Source organism: Actinoplanes sp. NPDC049681 (assembly GCF_044465265.1).
In the GTDB taxonomy this organism is placed as follows: Bacteria; Actinomycetota; Actinomycetes; order Mycobacteriales; family Micromonosporaceae; genus Actinoplanes.
In genome coordinates, this window is record NZ_JBITLP010000006.1 from 413,049 (window position 1) to 427,170 (window position 14,122).

Sequence of the window (14,122 nt, forward strand, 5' to 3'; positions counted from 1 at the left end):
CTGCATGATGCCTGCCGGGTCCGACGGAAAAGCCCCGAACGATCAGACTTTCCGCCCGCCGACGGACGCTCCGGGCCGCCGATCCACTTCGGATCAGACCTCGGCGAGCCGTCGGCCGGCGTCGCGGCAGGCTTTCAGCACTGCGCGTACGTATGCCGGAGCGGCACCGGCGAGTCCGCATGCCGGGGTCACCACCACCTGTTCCGGGAGTCTCGCCGCCGGGAATCCGAGCTTGCTCCACAGTCCGCGTACCCGCTCCGCCACCTGGGCCGACGTCAGCGCGCCACCCCCGGACGGCGGCCGCGTCGGCACCGCGCCGGCGAAGAGGCCGAGCCCGGCCTCGATCGCTTCGCCCAGCGGGTCGAGATCCTTGAGGAACGCCAGGTCCAGCGAGACGGCGGCGGCCCGTGCATCCCGGAGAACCTGCAACGGTACGCCCGGAGCACAGCTGTGCACGATCACCGGCACCCCGACGGCCTCGACCACGGTCCGCAGCCCGGTCGCCGCGTCCGGGCCGTCGACGGCCCGGTAGGCGCTCAGCCCGCTCTCGGTCGGCACCTGTCCGGCGAGAACCGCCGGCAGCGAAGGCTCGTCGAGCTGCAGCAGCACACTGGCGCCCGGCAGCCGCTTCCGCACATCGGCGACGTGACGGCGCAGCCCCTCGGCGAGCGAGTCGGTGACATCACGCACGGCGCCGGGGTCGCGCAGCATCCGGCCACCGATGGGCAGGTCGAGGTTGGCGGCCAGCGTCCACGGCCCGGGCGCCTGCACCTTGACCGGCCCGGTGTAGCGGTCACCCTGCGCGGTCAGCTGGTCGAGGTCGCGCTCCAGCAGGTCCGCGGTCCGCCGCAGGTCCCGCCCGGGGCGAGGCGCCATCTGCCATCTGCCGGCGTAGAGCTGCACGGGAAGCTCGACGAGAAATCCCGCACCCCGCCCGATCATGTCGGCACCGGGGCCCCGCTCGGGCAGTTCCGGCAGGTGCGGCAGCTCCGGCAACTCGCCCAGGATCAGCCGCTGCGCCTCGGCGACGTCCGTGCCGGGCAGCGAGCCGATGCCGGTGGCGGCCCCGGCGGGCCACGGAAAATCAGCCACCATGCCCCGCCCCGGAAACGACGCCAGCAGCCCCCGCCGCCCCCGAGCCGGCAGCGGCCGCCGACGGCGAGACGGAGACAACGGCCGGCCCCGAGGCGTCGGCAGGCCCGGAAGCGGCAGCCGGACCGGAGTCGGCAGCCGAGCCGTCCCGCAGGCCCGCGCTGATCGTTGCGGAGCCCAGCACGATGTCGCCGCCCGGATCCCGGCGGTACGCAACGATCGCCTGACCAGCGGCAACGCCCCGCGCCGGCGTGCGGAGGCGGGCGGTCAGCCCGTCGGCGCCCACCGTCACCTCCGCCTCCACCACCTCGCCGTGCGCGCGCAACTGCACGTCGCACTCGACCGAGGTCTCCTCGATGTGCCAGATGGGACGCTCGGCCGTGACCGTATCCACGGCCAGGTCCTCCCGGGGCCCCACGGTGACCGTGTTGGTCTTCGGTGTGATGGACAGGACATAGCGGGGACGGCCGTCGGGGGCCGGCACACGCAGGTCGAGACCCTTGCGCTGACCCACCGTGTACCCATAAGCGCCCGCGTGCCGACCCAGCACCGCGCCGGTGCGGCTGTCGACGATGTCGCCGGGGGTCTCGCCGAGGCGGTCGGCGAGGAAGCCGCGGGTGTCACCGTCGGCGATGAAGCAGATGTCGTGCGAGTCGGGCTTGTCCGCGACGGCGAGACCGCGGGCGGCCGCCTCCTCGCGCACCTGGGCCTTCGTCGAGTCGCCCAGGGGGAAGATCGCCCGGTCGAGCTGGGCGCGGGTCAGCACGGCCAGCACGTACGACTGGTCCTTGGCCAGGTCGACGCTGCGCCGCAGGAGGCCGTCGGGGCCGAGGCGGGCGTGGTGGCCGGTGACCACGGCGTCGAAGCCGAGGGCGATCGCCCGGTCCAGGACCGCCGCGAACTTGATCTTCTCGTTGCAGCGAAGGCAGGGGTTCGGCGTGCGGCCGGCCGCGTATTCGGCGACGAAGTCGTCCACGACGTCCTCGTGGAACTGCTCGGCCATGTCCCACACGTAGAACGGGATTCCGATGACGTCGGCGGCGCGGCGCGCGTCGCGGGAGTCCTCAAGGGTGCAGCAGCCCCTCGCCCCGGTCCGGAAGGTCTGGGGATTCCGCGACAGCGCCAGGTGCACGCCGGTCACGTCATGGCCGGCATCCCGGGCGCGCGCGGCAGCGACGGCGGAGTCGACACCGCCGGACATTGCTGCAAGCACTCGCACGCCCGCAAGCCTATCCGCCGCCACCGACAATTCCCGACCGGCCGGGGGCCCGGGCGACGGGAGGGGAGATCTACGCCGAACGCGGCGTCTTCCACGCGGTCGCCCGGCGGGCCCGTTCGACCGCGCCCGGCAGGGAGGCCAGCAGCTCGTCCACGTCCTTCTCCGTCGACGTGTGCCCCAGCGTGAAGCGCAGCGACGACCGCGCCCGGTCGTCGTCGGCGCCCATCGCCAGCAGGACGTGCGAGGGCTGGGCGACTCCCGCCGAGCAAGCCGACCCGGTCGAGCACGAGATGCCCTGGGCGTCGAGCAGCAGGAGCAACGCGTCACCCTCGCACCCGGGAAAGGAGAAATGCGCGTTTCCCGGCAGCCGGTCGGCCGGGTCACCGTTGTAAACCGCATCGGGTACGGCCAGACGCACGCGCGCCACCAGGTCGTCGCGCAGGGTTGCGACGCGGGCCGCGTACTCCTGCTGGTTCTTGACCGCCGCCTCGACCGCTACGGCGAAGGCCACCACTCCCGGGGTGTCCAGGGTGCCGGAGCGTACGTCGCGTTCCTGGCCGCCGCCGTGCAGCAGCGGTGTGGCGGCCACGTCGCGTCCCAGCAGCAGCGCGCCCACGCCGACCGGGCCGCCGAGCTTGTGGCCGCTGACGGTCATCGCCGCCACCCCGCTCGCCGCGAAGTCGACGGGGATCTGGCCGACGGCCTGCACGGCGTCGGTGTGGAAGGGGATGCCGGCGGCCGCGGCGAGCGCCGCCAGCTCGGTGACCGGCTGGACGGTGCCGACCTCGTTGTTGGCCCATTGGACGCTGACGACCGTGATCTCGTCGCCGTGGGTGTCGATGGCCGCGGCGAGCGTTGCCGGGTCGACCCGGCCGGCCTCGTCGACCGGCAGCCAGCCGACGATCGCATCCTCGTGGGTGCCGAGCCAGTCGACGGAGTCCATGACGGCGTGATGCTCGACCGCCGAGGCGACGACCCGGTTCCGTCGCGGGTCCGCGGTGCGGCGCGCCCAGTAGACGCCCTTCGTGGCCAGGTTGTCGCTCTCGGTCCCACCGCTGGTGAAGATCACCTCGGACGGGCGCGCCCCGAGCACCGCGGCGATCCGCTCACGGGACTCCTCGACCAGCCGGCGGGCACTGCGGCCGGCAGCGTGCAGGGACGACGGGTTGCCGAGCTGCCGGGCCGCTGCGACGTACGCGTCGAGCGCCTCGGCGAGCATCGGCGTGGTCGCCGCGTGATCCAGGTAGGCCATCGCATGAAGCTTATGCCTTGAGCCGTCAACCCATACGCCGCGCCCGGCAAAGGTGGCCGTCCGCCGGTACGACGAACGGCCCGGCGCAAGCGCGCCGGGCCGTTCGTCGAGGATCCGAGCAGGGATCACTTGCGCTTGCGGATCTCCTCGTCGGCCTGCGGCACGATCTTGAAGAGGTCGCCGACCACGCCGAAGTCGGCCAGCTCGAAGATCGGGGCCTCGGGGTCCTTGTTGACCGCGACGATCGTCTTCGAGGTCTGCATGCCGGCCCGGTGCTGGATCGCGCCGGAGATGCCCAGGGCGACGTACAGCTGCGGGGAGACCGTCTTGCCGGTCTGGCCGACCTGGAACTGGTGCGGGTAGTAGCCGGAGTCGACGGCCGCGCGGGACGCGCCGACCGCGCCGCCGAGCAGGTCGGCCATCTCCTCGACCAGCTTGAAGTTGTCGGCGTTGCCGACGCCGCGACCGCCGGAGACGACGATGGAGGCCTCGGTGAGCTCGGGGCGGGAGCCCTTCTGCTCGGTGACGCGCTCCACGACCTTGGTCAGCTTGTCCGCCTCGGTCGCGGTGACCGTCAGCTGCTCGATCTGCGGGGTCGCCGGGGCCGGGGCCGGGGTCAGCGAGTTGGGGCGGATGGTGACGATCGGCAGCCCGCGGGTGACCTTGGACTTGACGATCGCGGAGCCGGCGAAGACGACCTGCGTGGCGGTGCCGTCGGCGGCCACCTCCACCGCGTCGGTGAGCAGGCCGTTGTCCAGCTTGACCGCGAGGCGGCCGGCGATCTCCTTGCCCTCCTGGGTGGCGGCGAGCAGGACGGCCGCGGGCTGCACCCGCTTGACCAGCTCGGCGACCGCGGTGGCCTTCGGCGCTACGAGGTAGTTCTCGACGTCCTCACCGGCGGCGACGTAGATCTTCGCCGCGCCGAACTCGGCCAGCTTGGCGGTGAGCTCGCCCGCGTCGCCGAAGACGACCGCGGACACGTCGCCCAGCGTGCGGGCGATCGTCAGCATCTCGAGCGTGACCTTCTTGACGCCGGCAGCCTGCGAGGCCTCGACGACGACCAGTACTTCAGCCATGGTGGGGCCCCTTCTCAGACGAACTTCTCGGTGGCGAGGAACTCGACGAGCTGTACGCCGCCGTTGCCCTCGTCGGTGACCTTGGTGCCGGCGCTGCGCGGCGGGCGCTTGGCGAACTCGACCACGGTCGAGGTGGCGCCGGCGAAGCCGACCTCGTCGGCCGGTACGCCCAGGTCGGCGAGCGACAGGCTCTGCACCGGCTTCTTCTTGGCCGCCATGATGCCCTTGAAGGAGGGGTAGCGCGGCTCGTTGATGGTGTCCCAGACGCTGACGACGGCCGGGGTGGCCGCGGTGACGACCTCGTAGCCCTCGTCCGTCTGGCGCTCGGCGGTCAGCTGCGAGCCGTCGACGGTGAGCTTGCGGGCGCCGGTGAGGGCCGCGATGCCGAGGCGCTCGGCCAGCATGTGCGGCATGACCTGGACCCGGCCGTCGGTCGACTCGGCACCGCAGAGGATGAGGTCCGCGTTCAGCGTGCCGAGGGCGGCGGCGAGGACCTTGGAGGTGGCGACGGCGCACGAACCGTGCAGGGCGTCGTCCTGCACGTGGACCGCCTTGTCCGGGCCCATCGACAGGGCCTTGCGGATCGACTCGGTGGCGCGCTCGGGGCCCATCGTCAGGACGGTCACCTCGCCACCGTGCGCCTCCTTGATCTTCAGCGCCTCCTCGATGGCGTACTCGTCCATCTCGTTGATGACGTTGTTCGCCGAGCCGCGCTCGACCGTGTTGTCGCTCGCGCTCAGGGTGCGCTCGGCACCGGAGTCGGGCACCTGCTTGACCAGTACGACGATGTTCATCGCGCTTCGACGACCCTCCTGTTTATGGACGCACGCCTGCAGCCGGTTCGCGTTTACCCTCGAATGTTACCCACCGGTAGCTTAGGCGTCCCCCGCCACTGTGAGTGACTCACCTCACCACCGGTGTCGCGACATGTCCGGCCAACACACTCTTCGCGGTGCTGATCAAGCCCGCTTGACCCCCATCCTGCCCCACGGCGGGCGCTCGTCGAGCCCGGGGAGCCGTCCTTGTCCACCGCCACGGTCGATAATCGGTCCGTGCTCACCCAGTGGTTCAACCCCCAGAAGACCCCGATGGCCGGAGAGAAGCCCGACTACCGGTTCTCGCTGGCCAACGAGCGCACCTTCCTCGCCTGGATCAGAACCGCACTCGCCCTGATCGCGGGCGGCCTGGCGTGCGCACAGTTCCTGCCCCCGCTGCCGATCGATCATCTGCGGGAGGTCATCTCGGTGGCGCTGCTCCTGCTCGGCGGCGTGGTCGCGGTGCGGGCGGTGGACCACTGGGCACGTACCGAAAGAGCCATGCGCCTGGGCACCGACCTGCCGCGCTCCCGCTTCCCCGCCGTCCTGGCACTGACCGTGGCGGTCGGGGCCGTCCTCCTGGTCGTGGCGGTGCTGATCAAGGCATGGCAGTGAGCGACCCCGGCGCCTCCGCGGAGCGCACCCGGCTGGCCTGGCGGCGTACCGGATTGTCGGCGACCGCCGTCGCCCTGCTGACCGCGCGGCCCGCCTTCGCGCCCGGCGCCCCACTCGCGGTGATCCTGGGCGCGGGACTCGCGATGGCCGGCTGGGCCGCCCTGATCGGTCTCGCCTACCGGCGGGCGCACGGGCTGATCGCCTGGCCTCCGCGCCCCGGCCGCCGCACGGTGACCGCATATGCGGTGATCACCGCCGGGTTCGCCGTTCTGGGTACGGTGCTTGTCACGCTCTGATCGTCGCCGTTCGGGATGCGGCGCGTCATCATTGCCACATGGTCCGGTTGTTCGTCTTCCTGGCTGCGGTGCAGCTCGTACTCCTGGTGCTCGCGCTCATCGGCTCGCTGTCCGCCGATCGGGTACGCAACATGCCACGCGCGCTGTGGGTCCTGGTGATCCTCGCCGTCCCCCTGCTGGGCCCTGCCGCGTACTTCGTCTGGGGCCGTCCGCTACCGCCTCCCCGGGAGGGCACCCCGATCCGCCGGACCGGCCCGCGCCCGGCCTCCCCCGACGACGATCCCGAGTTCCTCCGCTCGATGAACACCGAGCAGTCCCGCCGCGACCGCGAGCTGCTCGCCCAGTGGGAGCGCGAGCTGGAGAAGAACGACGACAACTAAGCCAGGTTCGAGGACCGGGGGTAGGCGTCCGCCGGGTCGGTGAGCACGTTGACCAGGTAGGGCACTCCGGAGTCGAACGCGCGCGCGAGGGCCGGGCCGAGGTCGGCGGGCTTCTCGACGGTCTCGCCGGCACCGCCCAGCGCCTTGACCACGTCGTCGTAGCGCAGGCCGGGCTGCAGGTCGGCGGCGACGTCGTAGCCGTACATGGCCTGCATCGGGTGCTTCTCCAGGCCCCAGATGCCGTTGTTGCCGACGACGATGACGACGGGCAGGTTCTGCCGGACCAGCGACTCGGCGTCCATCAGGGAGAATCCCGCCGCGCCGTCGCCCATGAGGACGCAGATCTGCCGGTCGGGGTAGGTCACCCTGGCACCCATCGCATAGCCCATGCCGGTGCCGAGGCAGCCGTACGGGCCCGGGTCGAGCCAGGTACCGGGGCGGGCGGGCTCGAGGTAGCGGCCCGCGTACGAGACGAAGTCGCCGCCGTCGCCGATCGTGACGGCGTCGGGGGCGAGGACCTTGCGCAGTTCGCCGTACACGCGGGCGGGCCGGATCGGGTCGCTGTCGGCGGCCATGGCCTCGGCGTCGCGGGCCTTGCCGGCGTCCTCGGCGGACCGCAGACCGCTCACCCATTCGCTGTGGTCGGTGCGCTTGCCCTGGTGGTTCGCGATGGCGGCGAGGATCGTCCGCAGATCGCCGGCGGGCGACACGGCGGCCTGCACGTGGGTGGCCCGCTGACCGGGCGCGTCGACGATGTGCACCACCTGCGCCGGGTCGAACTCGCCGAAGTTGAGCCGGAAGTCCAGCGGGGTGCCGATGACCGCGACGACGTCGGCCTCGCCGAGCGCGGGGCGGCGCGCCTTGGCGAAGGCGAGCGGGTGGCCGGGCGGCAGCGCGCCGCGGCCCATGCCGTTGGCGAAGACGGGGATCTGCAGCGCCTCGGCGGCGGCGCGCAGCTCGTCGATGGCGGCGCCGCCCCAGACGTCCGAGCCGGCGATGATCACGGGCCGTTCGGCCTCGGCGAGCAGGGCGGCGGCGCGGGCCACCTCGTCGGGGTCGGGCTCGATGACCGGAACGGCCGGGCTCGCGGGCGCCTCGACGTCCGCGGTGGAGAAGAGCACCTCGAGCGGCAGGTCCAGGAACGCCGGGCCGCGGTGCGCGGTGAGCGCGGCGGTGAGGGCCCTGCCCACCTCGGCCGGCACCGCGTCGGTGCCGGCGACCGTGGCGGCGTACTTGGTGACGGGTGCGACCAGCGGGATGTGGTCGATCTCCTGCAGGCTGCCGGAGCCCCAGCGGAAGGCCGGCGCCCTCCCGCCCATCACCAGCACCGGTGAGGCGTTGAAGAAGGCGCTGGTCAGGCCGGAGATGCCGTTGGTGACACCGGGGCCGGCCGTGAGCACGGCGAGGCCGGGGCGGCGCTGCAGCTTGGCGACCGCCTCCGCGGCGAAGACGGCGGACTGCTCGTGGCGCACGTCGTAGATCGGGAAGCCGGCCTTGTGCGCGGCGTCGTAGATGGGGAAGACGTGCCCGCCGGAGAGGGTGAACATCTCCTTGACCCCGTACGCCCGCAGCGCCGCCAGTGCGAGATCCCCGCCGTGTCCCTCGATCGTCTCAGCCATGCCGAGCACGCTACCGGCCGGTCCGGCGAACGTGAACCGGACTCACTCCAGCAGGTGCCGGAGATCCTGGATCATCTCGCGCGCGCTCGACTGGATCGGCACCCCGGCGCTCGCGCTGTACGCCAGCAGCAGCGCGGCGACCGGCGCGCTGATGAGCAGGATCACGCTCAGCAAGACCTGCACCGCCCGCAGTGCCCGGCCGGTGCGCCGCGGCGGGCGACGTGCCGCCGGGGCGGTGGGCGGGGGCGCCTGCCACTCCGCGGTGCGGGACGGCCGCTTCTTCAGGGCCGGCGGCGGCGACACCGGCCGCGACGACACACCCCGGGCGGGAGACACCGGGCGTGCCGGCGACACCGGCTGGACGGGCGGTGACACCGGATGCACGGCGGCGACCGTCGCGTCCGGATCCTGCACCCAGTGGTGTTCCGCGTCGGGCCACGGGTCCACGGCCGGCGGGATGGCGCCGGTCAGCTCGCTCCGCGGTGTGCGTACCGTCTCCATGTCGTCGATCGAGACCGGGGCCGCCGGCGGGCCGCCGGCGCGCGAGACCAGGCGCATCTCGGCCGTCGGCCCGGGAGCCGCGGGCTCGGACGCCAGCAGCGCGGCGTCGGCCAGGATGCTGCCCTCGGCGACCACCAGCTCCGGCTGCTCGATCACCACCGGGGCCTCGCCCAGGGCCCGGTGCAGCAGGGTCGCGACCAGCGGGATCCGGCTCGCGCCGCCGACCAGGAACACGCCGGCCAGCCGTCCCTCGGGCAGCTCCGCCCAGCGCAGCAGGTCGCGGGTCACCTGCACGGTCTGGTCGAGCACCGGGCGGGCGAGCTCCTCCAGCTCCTCGCGGGTGACGTGCAGCTCGAGGTCGAGCAGCGGCACCATCACGTCCGCCGACTGGGTGCGCGAGAGCCGCTCCTTGGCGATCCGGGCGTCGTCCCACAGCTGCCGCTGGGCGCGGCGGTCCTCCAGCGTCGCCGGCTCGGTGAGCCGCTTCCAGGCCGCCGGGTCCTGCTTCGCGCAGATCGCACCCAGGTGCTCCACCAGGGCGGCGTCGACGTCCAGCCCGCCGATGTCGTCACGGCCGTCCACGGCCAGGACCTCGAAACCCTCGGCCGTACGCGCGACCACGCTGGCGTCGAAGGTGCCGGCGCCGAAGTCGTGCACGACGACGACCGAGCCGATGGGTACGTCCCGGCCCAGCACCTCGGCGAAGTACGTGGCGGCGGCGACCGGCTCGGCGACCAGGCGCGCACCCTCCAGCCCGGCCCGGGCGGCGGCCTCGGCGAGCAGGCCGCGGCGCGTGGCGCCCCAGGTGGCGGGGCAGGTCAGGGTCACGTCGGGGCGTACGGGGCCGACCGCGCGGTGCCACTCCTCGGCCACCCGGACCAGGACGGCGGCGACGAGGTCGACCACCGGCAGCTCCTGGTCGCCGAGCAGGACGAGGCCGTCGTCGATCCGGCGCTTCGGGTTGGGCTCGAAGCGGGCCGGGTCCCGGCGGGCGCTGTGCACGGCGTCGCGGCCGACGACGAGCAGGCCGCCGGGTTCGGCGTACACCGCCGAGGGCAGCAGCGGGGAACCGTCGACGAGGATCGGCCGGGCCCGGCCGTCGGGCCACCGGGCGACCGCGACGGTGTTCGAGGTGCCGAAGTCGACGCCGAGCGAGTGCCGACCCTGGTCGATGGACATGGGCGCCAGTGTAGGCGCTCGGCCGGCGGAGTTGATCAGCGCGGACGGGGATCAGACACGCTGCCACCGCAGGTCGCCGTTGCGGTCCGGGTCGCACCGTACGACGCGGCCGCCACGGGTGATGCCGATCGCACCCTTGTCGTCGCAGGGCTCGCCCACCACCGGGGCCGCGTCGGTCTCGTCGGGCGGCAGGGGCGGCAACATCGAGATGGGCGACGGCGGCTCGGACGACGTCTTCGCGGTCGGCCGCCCGGGAAGCGCGGCGGCGGGCGCCGTCGTCGCGGCAGCACGCGAGCGCCGCGGCCCCGGCGAGCTGGGCCGCACCGGACGGGCGCTGCTCGAGGCGTACGCCTTGCCGTGCCTGCGCGGCGCCCGGGACGACCCGCGGGGCTCCGGCATGGTGGGCGCCGGCACGACGATCGGCGGGCCGGCGACCGGCTCGGCGGCCCGCGGAACCGGGGACGCCGCCCGGCCGTGATCGCCGAAGGTGACGACCCCGATGACCGCGCAGAGCAGCGCCTGCCCGGTCACGAGGGCCACCGCGACGATCACGGTGCGGCGCACCGACGTCCCCCGCAGCCCCGGCATGGTCACAGAGGGGAACTTTATGGCAACAGATCGATATCCGCGAGATCCCCGCGCGCTCAGCGTCCGGTGAATCCGGGCTTGCGCTTCTCCACGAAGGCCTTGGTGCCCTCGATCCGGTCGTCGGTGGCGAACAGGCCGGCGAAGAGGTGGCTCTCCAGCGCGAGACCGGAGGCGAGATCCATGCTCAGGCCGCCGTCGATCGCCTGCTTGGCGGCGCGCAGGGCCAGTGCGGGGCCGTTGACGTACGGCTGGACGAGCTCCACCGCGGCGGCGTACACGTCGGCGGCGGGCACGACCCGGTCGGCCAGTCCGATCCGCAGCGCCTCCTCGGCGTCCACCATCCGGCCGGAGAAGACCAGATCCTTGGCCTTGGCCGGGCCGATGAGCCGTGCCAGCCGCTGGGTGCCGCCGGCGCCGGGGATGATGCCGAGCTTGATCTCCGGCTGGCCGAGCTTCGCGTCGTCGGCCACCACGCGCCAGTCGCAGGCCAGGGCGAGCTCGCAGCCGCCGCCCAGGGCGTATCCCGTGATCGCCGCCACGACCGGCTTGGGGATGCGCGCCACCGAGTCGAACGCGCTGGAGAGGGCGGCCGCTCGTACGGTCATCTCCTGGAACGTCGTGGTCGTGAACTCGGTGATGTCGGCGCCGGCGGCGAACACCTTCTCCCCGCCGTAAACGATCACGGCCCGGACCTCGTCCGACGCGGCCGCCTCCTGCGCGGCCGCCCGCAGCTCCTCCTGCACCTGGGTGTTGAGGGCGTTCATCGGGGGTCGCCGGAGCCGGATCGTGCCGACGCCGTCGCCGATCTCCAGCTTCACGAACTCGCTCACGCGGACTGCCTCCTGATCGATCGTTCAAGTGCCGACAGCGTAAGGCCTGCGGCGCTGGGTAAGTACCATTGCACGCGCGGAGGGAGGGATCATGGTCACCTACTACCGGGACCGGGACGTTCAGGTCACGTCGGCCGGGGTGCGGATCGGCGCCCGCGACTACCGGTTGGGCGATTTCGCCCGGGTCTGGCACGAGCGTGGGCGACGGCAGTGGAAGGCGGTCGCGGGGCGCGGCGCCCTCGGCCTCGCCATGGTGACCCCCCTCGTCGTCGGCGCGCTGGGCGTGGTCGTCGCCCTGGTCATCGACGGGTCCGTCGCCACCACGATCGCCCTGGTCGGCGGCAGCATCCTGGTCGGCCTGGCCGCCGCGCCGCTGGCCGACGTGCTGCTCGAGTTCGTCGACCGTTCGTACGACCGCGGCAGCCGCCGGCTGGAGATCTGGGCCGACGTGCGCGGCAACCGCACACTGCTCGTCCGCACCGAGGACGCGCAGCGCTTCGGTCAGATCTATCGGGCGTTGCAGCGAGCCCTCGACCACAGCGCCGTGGCCCGGTGAAGTCGGCCCGCGCCCTGGCGGGCCTGCTCGCCACCTCCGGCGTCCTGCACTTCGTGCATCCCCGCCCCTTCGACGGCATCGTGCCGCGGTCCCTGCCCGGCGGCCCGCGCACATGGACGTATCTCAGCGGCGCCGCGGAGCTGGCCGTCGCCGCGGCGGTAGCGCATCCCCGCAGCCGGCGGCTCGGCGGGCTCGCCGCTGCCGGACTCTTCGCCGCCGTGTTCCCCGCGAACGTCCGGATGGCCGTCGACTGGCGGCACGCCTCACCGGCCCGGCGGGCGGTCGCGTACGGCCGCCTGCCGCTCCAGGTTCCCCTCGTGCTGTGGGGCCTGCGGGTGGCGCGTCAGGCGTAGCGGGCGTAGAGCGCGTCGATGTCGGCGCGGGCCGGCAGGGAGTTCGACGCCCCCACCTGGCGTACGCACGCGGCGCCGGCGGCGTTGGCCCAGCGCACCGCGGCCACCAGGTCACGCCCCTCGCCCCAGGCCACCGCCAGCGCGCCGGTGAAGGCGTCGCCGGCCGCGGTGCTGTCGGCCACTTCCACGGGGAACGCCGGGATGCGTTCGTCGGTGCCGTCGCGGTCGGCGTACCAGGAGCCGTTGCCACCGAGCGTGAGCACGACCCGCGGCACGAGGGCGAGCAGGGCGGGCACGTCCGGTTCCGGAGTGCCGGTGATCGCCGTCGCCTCGCCCTCGTTGACGACGAGCAGGTCGACGACCTCGAGCAGGTCTTGCGCCAGGGCACGGGCCGGGGCCGCGTTGAGGATCACCTTGGTGCCGCCGGCCCGCGCGGCCCGCGCCGCGGCGAGGACGGTGTCGGCCGGAATCTCCTGCTGGCAGAGCAGCACGTCGCTGTCCGCGATGACCGCGGTCTCGGCGGCGCTCAGGCCGGCGAAGGTGTTGTTGGCGCCGGGGCTCACCAGGATGGAATTCTCGCCCGCGCGGTCGACCATGATGACCGCCACACCGGACGAGCCGTAGCTGGTCCGGAGATTCTCGGTGTCCACTCCGGAGGCGTTGAGCCGGGCCTTGATCGTGACGCCGAACGCGTCGGAGCCGATCGCGCCGAGCATCGTGCAGGCGCCGCCCGCGCGGGCCGCGGCGATGGCCTGGTTGGCACCCTTGCCGCCCGGGGTCATCACGAAGTCGTCGCCGAGCACCGTCTCGCCCGGGCGGGGCAGCCGCTCGGCCAGACCGACGAGATCCATGTTGGCGCTGCCCGCGACGACGATTCGCGGCGACGACTCGGCCATGCGGTGCTCCTCAGGCCGCCCGGGCCGTGTACCGGTCCCCGGTGCGCTGCACCACGAGCGGCAGGCCGAACGTCTTGGTCAGGTTGTCGGCGGTCAGCGTCTCCCCGAGCAGACCCGCGGCGACGACCGTGCCCTCGCGCAGCAGCATCGCGTGGGTGAAGCCCGGCGGGATCTCCTCGACGTGGTGCGTCACCAGCACCATCGCCGGGGCGTCCGGATCCTCGGCCAGCTCGGCCAGCCGGGCCAGCAGATCCTCGCGGCCGCCGAGGTCGAGGCCGGCGGTCGGCTCGTCGAGCAGCATCAGCTCGGGATCCGTCATCAGCGCACGGGCGATCTGGGTGCGCTTGCGCTCACCCTCGGACAGGGTGCCGAACTCGCGGTCGAGCAGCGCTCCCATGCCGAGCTGGTGGAGCAGCGCCCGGGCCCGCCTCTCGTCCTGCGGGTCGTAGCTCTCGCGCCACCGCCCGACGACCGACCACGCGGCGGTGACCACGACGTCGAGCACCCGCTCGGCGGGGGGCACCCGGTCGGCGAGCTGACCGGTGGTGATGCCGACCCGGGTACGCAGCTCGTTGATGTCCGTACGCCCGAGCCGCTCGCCCAGCACCCACGCCTCGCCGCGCGACGGGTGCATCCGCGCGGAGGCCAGGTTGAGCAGCGTGGTCTTGCCGGCACCGTTCGGGCCCAGGATCACCCACCGCTCGTCCAGCTCGACCTGCCAGGACAGGCCCCGCAGCAGGAAGTTGCCGCCGCGGATGACGCTCACCCGGTCGAAGGAGATGACGGTGTCGTCGTCGGGGGGTGTGGGGGTCTCTGCCTCGGGCACGCGTCCATCCAACCACGCACGCCGGTAGC

The 14,122-nt window shown here is 73.2% G+C and carries 16 protein-coding genes; 5 read left to right on the top strand and 11 right to left on the bottom strand.

What is annotated here, in order from left to right; translation table 11 throughout:
• Positions 1-93 precede the first annotated feature (93 nt).
• The 5 genes from ACIBO8_RS23805 to ACIBO8_RS23825 form a co-directional block, all read right to left on the bottom strand.
• Positions 94-1,092, bottom strand: a complete 999-nt coding sequence (locus ACIBO8_RS23805; RefSeq protein ID WP_396117462.1) for a methionine synthase — start codon at positions 1,090-1,092, stop codon at positions 94-96.
• Positions 1,085-2,311 carry a tRNA 2-thiouridine(34) synthase MnmA gene (gene mnmA, locus ACIBO8_RS23810; protein ID WP_396117463.1) on the bottom strand — a complete coding sequence of 409 codons (1,227 nt, stop codon included), beginning with the start codon at positions 2,309-2,311 and terminating at the stop codon, positions 1,085-1,087. Before mnmA ends, ACIBO8_RS23805 begins: the two co-directional genes overlap by 8 nt.
• A 70-nt stretch (positions 2,312-2,381) precedes the next feature.
• On the bottom strand, positions 2,382-3,563 hold the full coding sequence (locus tag ACIBO8_RS23815) for a cysteine desulfurase family protein (RefSeq protein WP_396117464.1): 1,182 nt from the start codon (positions 3,561-3,563) through the stop codon (positions 2,382-2,384).
• Positions 3,564-3,688: 125 nt separating this feature from the next.
• On the bottom strand, positions 3,689-4,639 hold the full coding sequence (locus tag ACIBO8_RS23820; RefSeq protein WP_396117465.1) for an electron transfer flavoprotein subunit alpha/FixB family protein: 951 nt from the start codon (positions 4,637-4,639) through the stop codon (positions 3,689-3,691).
• Between the two features lie 14 nt (positions 4,640-4,653).
• On the bottom strand, positions 4,654-5,433 hold the full coding sequence (locus ACIBO8_RS23825; protein ID WP_396117466.1) for an electron transfer flavoprotein subunit beta/FixA family protein: 780 nt from the start codon (positions 5,431-5,433) through the stop codon (positions 4,654-4,656).
• A 294-nt stretch (positions 5,434-5,727) separates the two neighbouring features.
• Here ACIBO8_RS23825 and ACIBO8_RS23830 point away from each other — a divergent pair, with 294 nt between their 5' ends.
• From ACIBO8_RS23830 to ACIBO8_RS23840, 3 genes are read left to right on the top strand one after another with little or no spacing between them, the layout of a single operon-like run.
• A complete protein-coding gene (locus ACIBO8_RS23830; protein WP_396117747.1) occupies positions 5,728-6,069 on the top strand; it encodes a YidH family protein in 342 nt (113 codons plus the stop codon).
• Positions 6,060-6,365 (top strand): DUF202 domain-containing protein, encoded by a 306-nt coding sequence (locus ACIBO8_RS23835; protein WP_396117467.1) that lies wholly within the window; start codon positions 6,060-6,062, stop codon positions 6,363-6,365. The genes ACIBO8_RS23830 and ACIBO8_RS23835 overlap by 10 nt, the downstream gene beginning before the upstream one ends.
• A gap of 38 nt (positions 6,366-6,403) precedes the next feature.
• On the top strand, positions 6,404-6,745 hold the full coding sequence (locus ACIBO8_RS23840; protein ID WP_396117468.1) for a PLD nuclease N-terminal domain-containing protein: 342 nt from the start codon (positions 6,404-6,406) through the stop codon (positions 6,743-6,745).
• Here ACIBO8_RS23840 and ACIBO8_RS23845 read toward each other — a convergent pair.
• From ACIBO8_RS23845 to ACIBO8_RS23860, 4 genes are read right to left on the bottom strand one after another with little or no spacing between them, the layout of a single operon-like run.
• The gene (locus ACIBO8_RS23845) at positions 6,742-8,364 is read right to left on the bottom strand and encodes an acetolactate synthase (protein ID WP_396117469.1); all 1,623 of its coding nucleotides are present in this window, start codon (positions 8,362-8,364) and stop codon (positions 6,742-6,744) included. The genes ACIBO8_RS23840 and ACIBO8_RS23845 overlap by 4 nt on opposite strands.
• 42 nt (positions 8,365-8,406) lie before the next feature.
• Positions 8,407-10,044 carry an Hsp70 family protein gene (locus ACIBO8_RS23850; RefSeq protein WP_396117470.1) on the bottom strand — a complete coding sequence of 546 codons (1,638 nt, stop codon included), beginning with the start codon at positions 10,042-10,044 and terminating at the stop codon, positions 8,407-8,409.
• Positions 10,045-10,095: 51 nt separating this feature from the next.
• On the bottom strand, positions 10,096-10,638 hold the full coding sequence (locus ACIBO8_RS23855) for a hypothetical protein (protein WP_396117471.1): 543 nt from the start codon (positions 10,636-10,638) through the stop codon (positions 10,096-10,098).
• Positions 10,639-10,688: 50 nt separating this feature from the next.
• Positions 10,689-11,462: an enoyl-CoA hydratase/isomerase family protein gene (locus ACIBO8_RS23860; protein ID WP_396117472.1), complete on the bottom strand. Its 774-nt coding sequence runs from the start codon at positions 11,460-11,462 to the stop codon at positions 10,689-10,691.
• A gap of 91 nt (positions 11,463-11,553) precedes the next feature.
• Between ACIBO8_RS23860 and ACIBO8_RS23865 the strand changes: the two genes are divergently transcribed.
• Both ACIBO8_RS23865 and ACIBO8_RS23870 read left to right on the top strand, forming a co-directional pair.
• On the top strand, positions 11,554-12,018 hold the full coding sequence (locus ACIBO8_RS23865; protein WP_396117473.1) for a DUF6232 family protein: 465 nt from the start codon (positions 11,554-11,556) through the stop codon (positions 12,016-12,018).
• On the top strand, positions 12,015-12,371 hold the full coding sequence (locus tag ACIBO8_RS23870; RefSeq protein WP_396117474.1) for a hypothetical protein: 357 nt from the start codon (positions 12,015-12,017) through the stop codon (positions 12,369-12,371). The genes ACIBO8_RS23865 and ACIBO8_RS23870 overlap by 4 nt, the downstream gene beginning before the upstream one ends.
• Here ACIBO8_RS23870 and ACIBO8_RS23875 read toward each other — a convergent pair.
• Positions 12,362-13,267 (bottom strand): ribokinase, encoded by a 906-nt coding sequence (locus ACIBO8_RS23875; protein WP_396117475.1) that lies wholly within the window; start codon positions 13,265-13,267, stop codon positions 12,362-12,364. The genes ACIBO8_RS23870 and ACIBO8_RS23875 overlap by 10 nt on opposite strands.
• A 10-nt stretch (positions 13,268-13,277) precedes the next feature.
• A complete protein-coding gene (locus ACIBO8_RS23880) occupies positions 13,278-14,105 on the bottom strand; it encodes an ABC transporter ATP-binding protein (RefSeq protein WP_396117476.1) in 828 nt (275 codons plus the stop codon).
• Positions 14,106-14,122 lie beyond the last annotated feature (17 nt).

Coding starts and splice junctions, on each gene's coding strand:
- ACIBO8_RS23815 (WP_396117464.1), bottom strand. CDS start 3,563: ATGGCCTACCTGGATCACGCGGCGACCACGCCGATGCTCGCCGAGGCG.
- ACIBO8_RS23820 (WP_396117465.1), bottom strand. CDS start 4,639: ATGGCTGAAGTACTGGTCGTCGTCGAGGCCTCGCAGGCTGCCGGCGTC.
- ACIBO8_RS23825 (WP_396117466.1), bottom strand. CDS start 5,433: ATGAACATCGTCGTACTGGTCAAGCAGGTGCCCGACTCCGGTGCCGAG.
- ACIBO8_RS23830 (WP_396117747.1), top strand. CDS start 5,728: ATGGCCGGAGAGAAGCCCGACTACCGGTTCTCGCTGGCCAACGAGCGC.
- ACIBO8_RS23835 (WP_396117467.1), top strand. CDS start 6,060: ATGGCAGTGAGCGACCCCGGCGCCTCCGCGGAGCGCACCCGGCTGGCC.
- ACIBO8_RS23840 (WP_396117468.1), top strand. CDS start 6,404: ATGGTCCGGTTGTTCGTCTTCCTGGCTGCGGTGCAGCTCGTACTCCTG.
- ACIBO8_RS23845 (WP_396117469.1), bottom strand. CDS start 8,364: ATGGCTGAGACGATCGAGGGACACGGCGGGGATCTCGCACTGGCGGCG.
- ACIBO8_RS23850 (WP_396117470.1), bottom strand. CDS start 10,044: ATGTCCATCGACCAGGGTCGGCACTCGCTCGGCGTCGACTTCGGCACC.
- ACIBO8_RS23865 (WP_396117473.1), top strand. CDS start 11,554: ATGGTCACCTACTACCGGGACCGGGACGTTCAGGTCACGTCGGCCGGG.
- ACIBO8_RS23875 (WP_396117475.1), bottom strand. CDS start 13,267: ATGGCCGAGTCGTCGCCGCGAATCGTCGTCGCGGGCAGCGCCAACATG.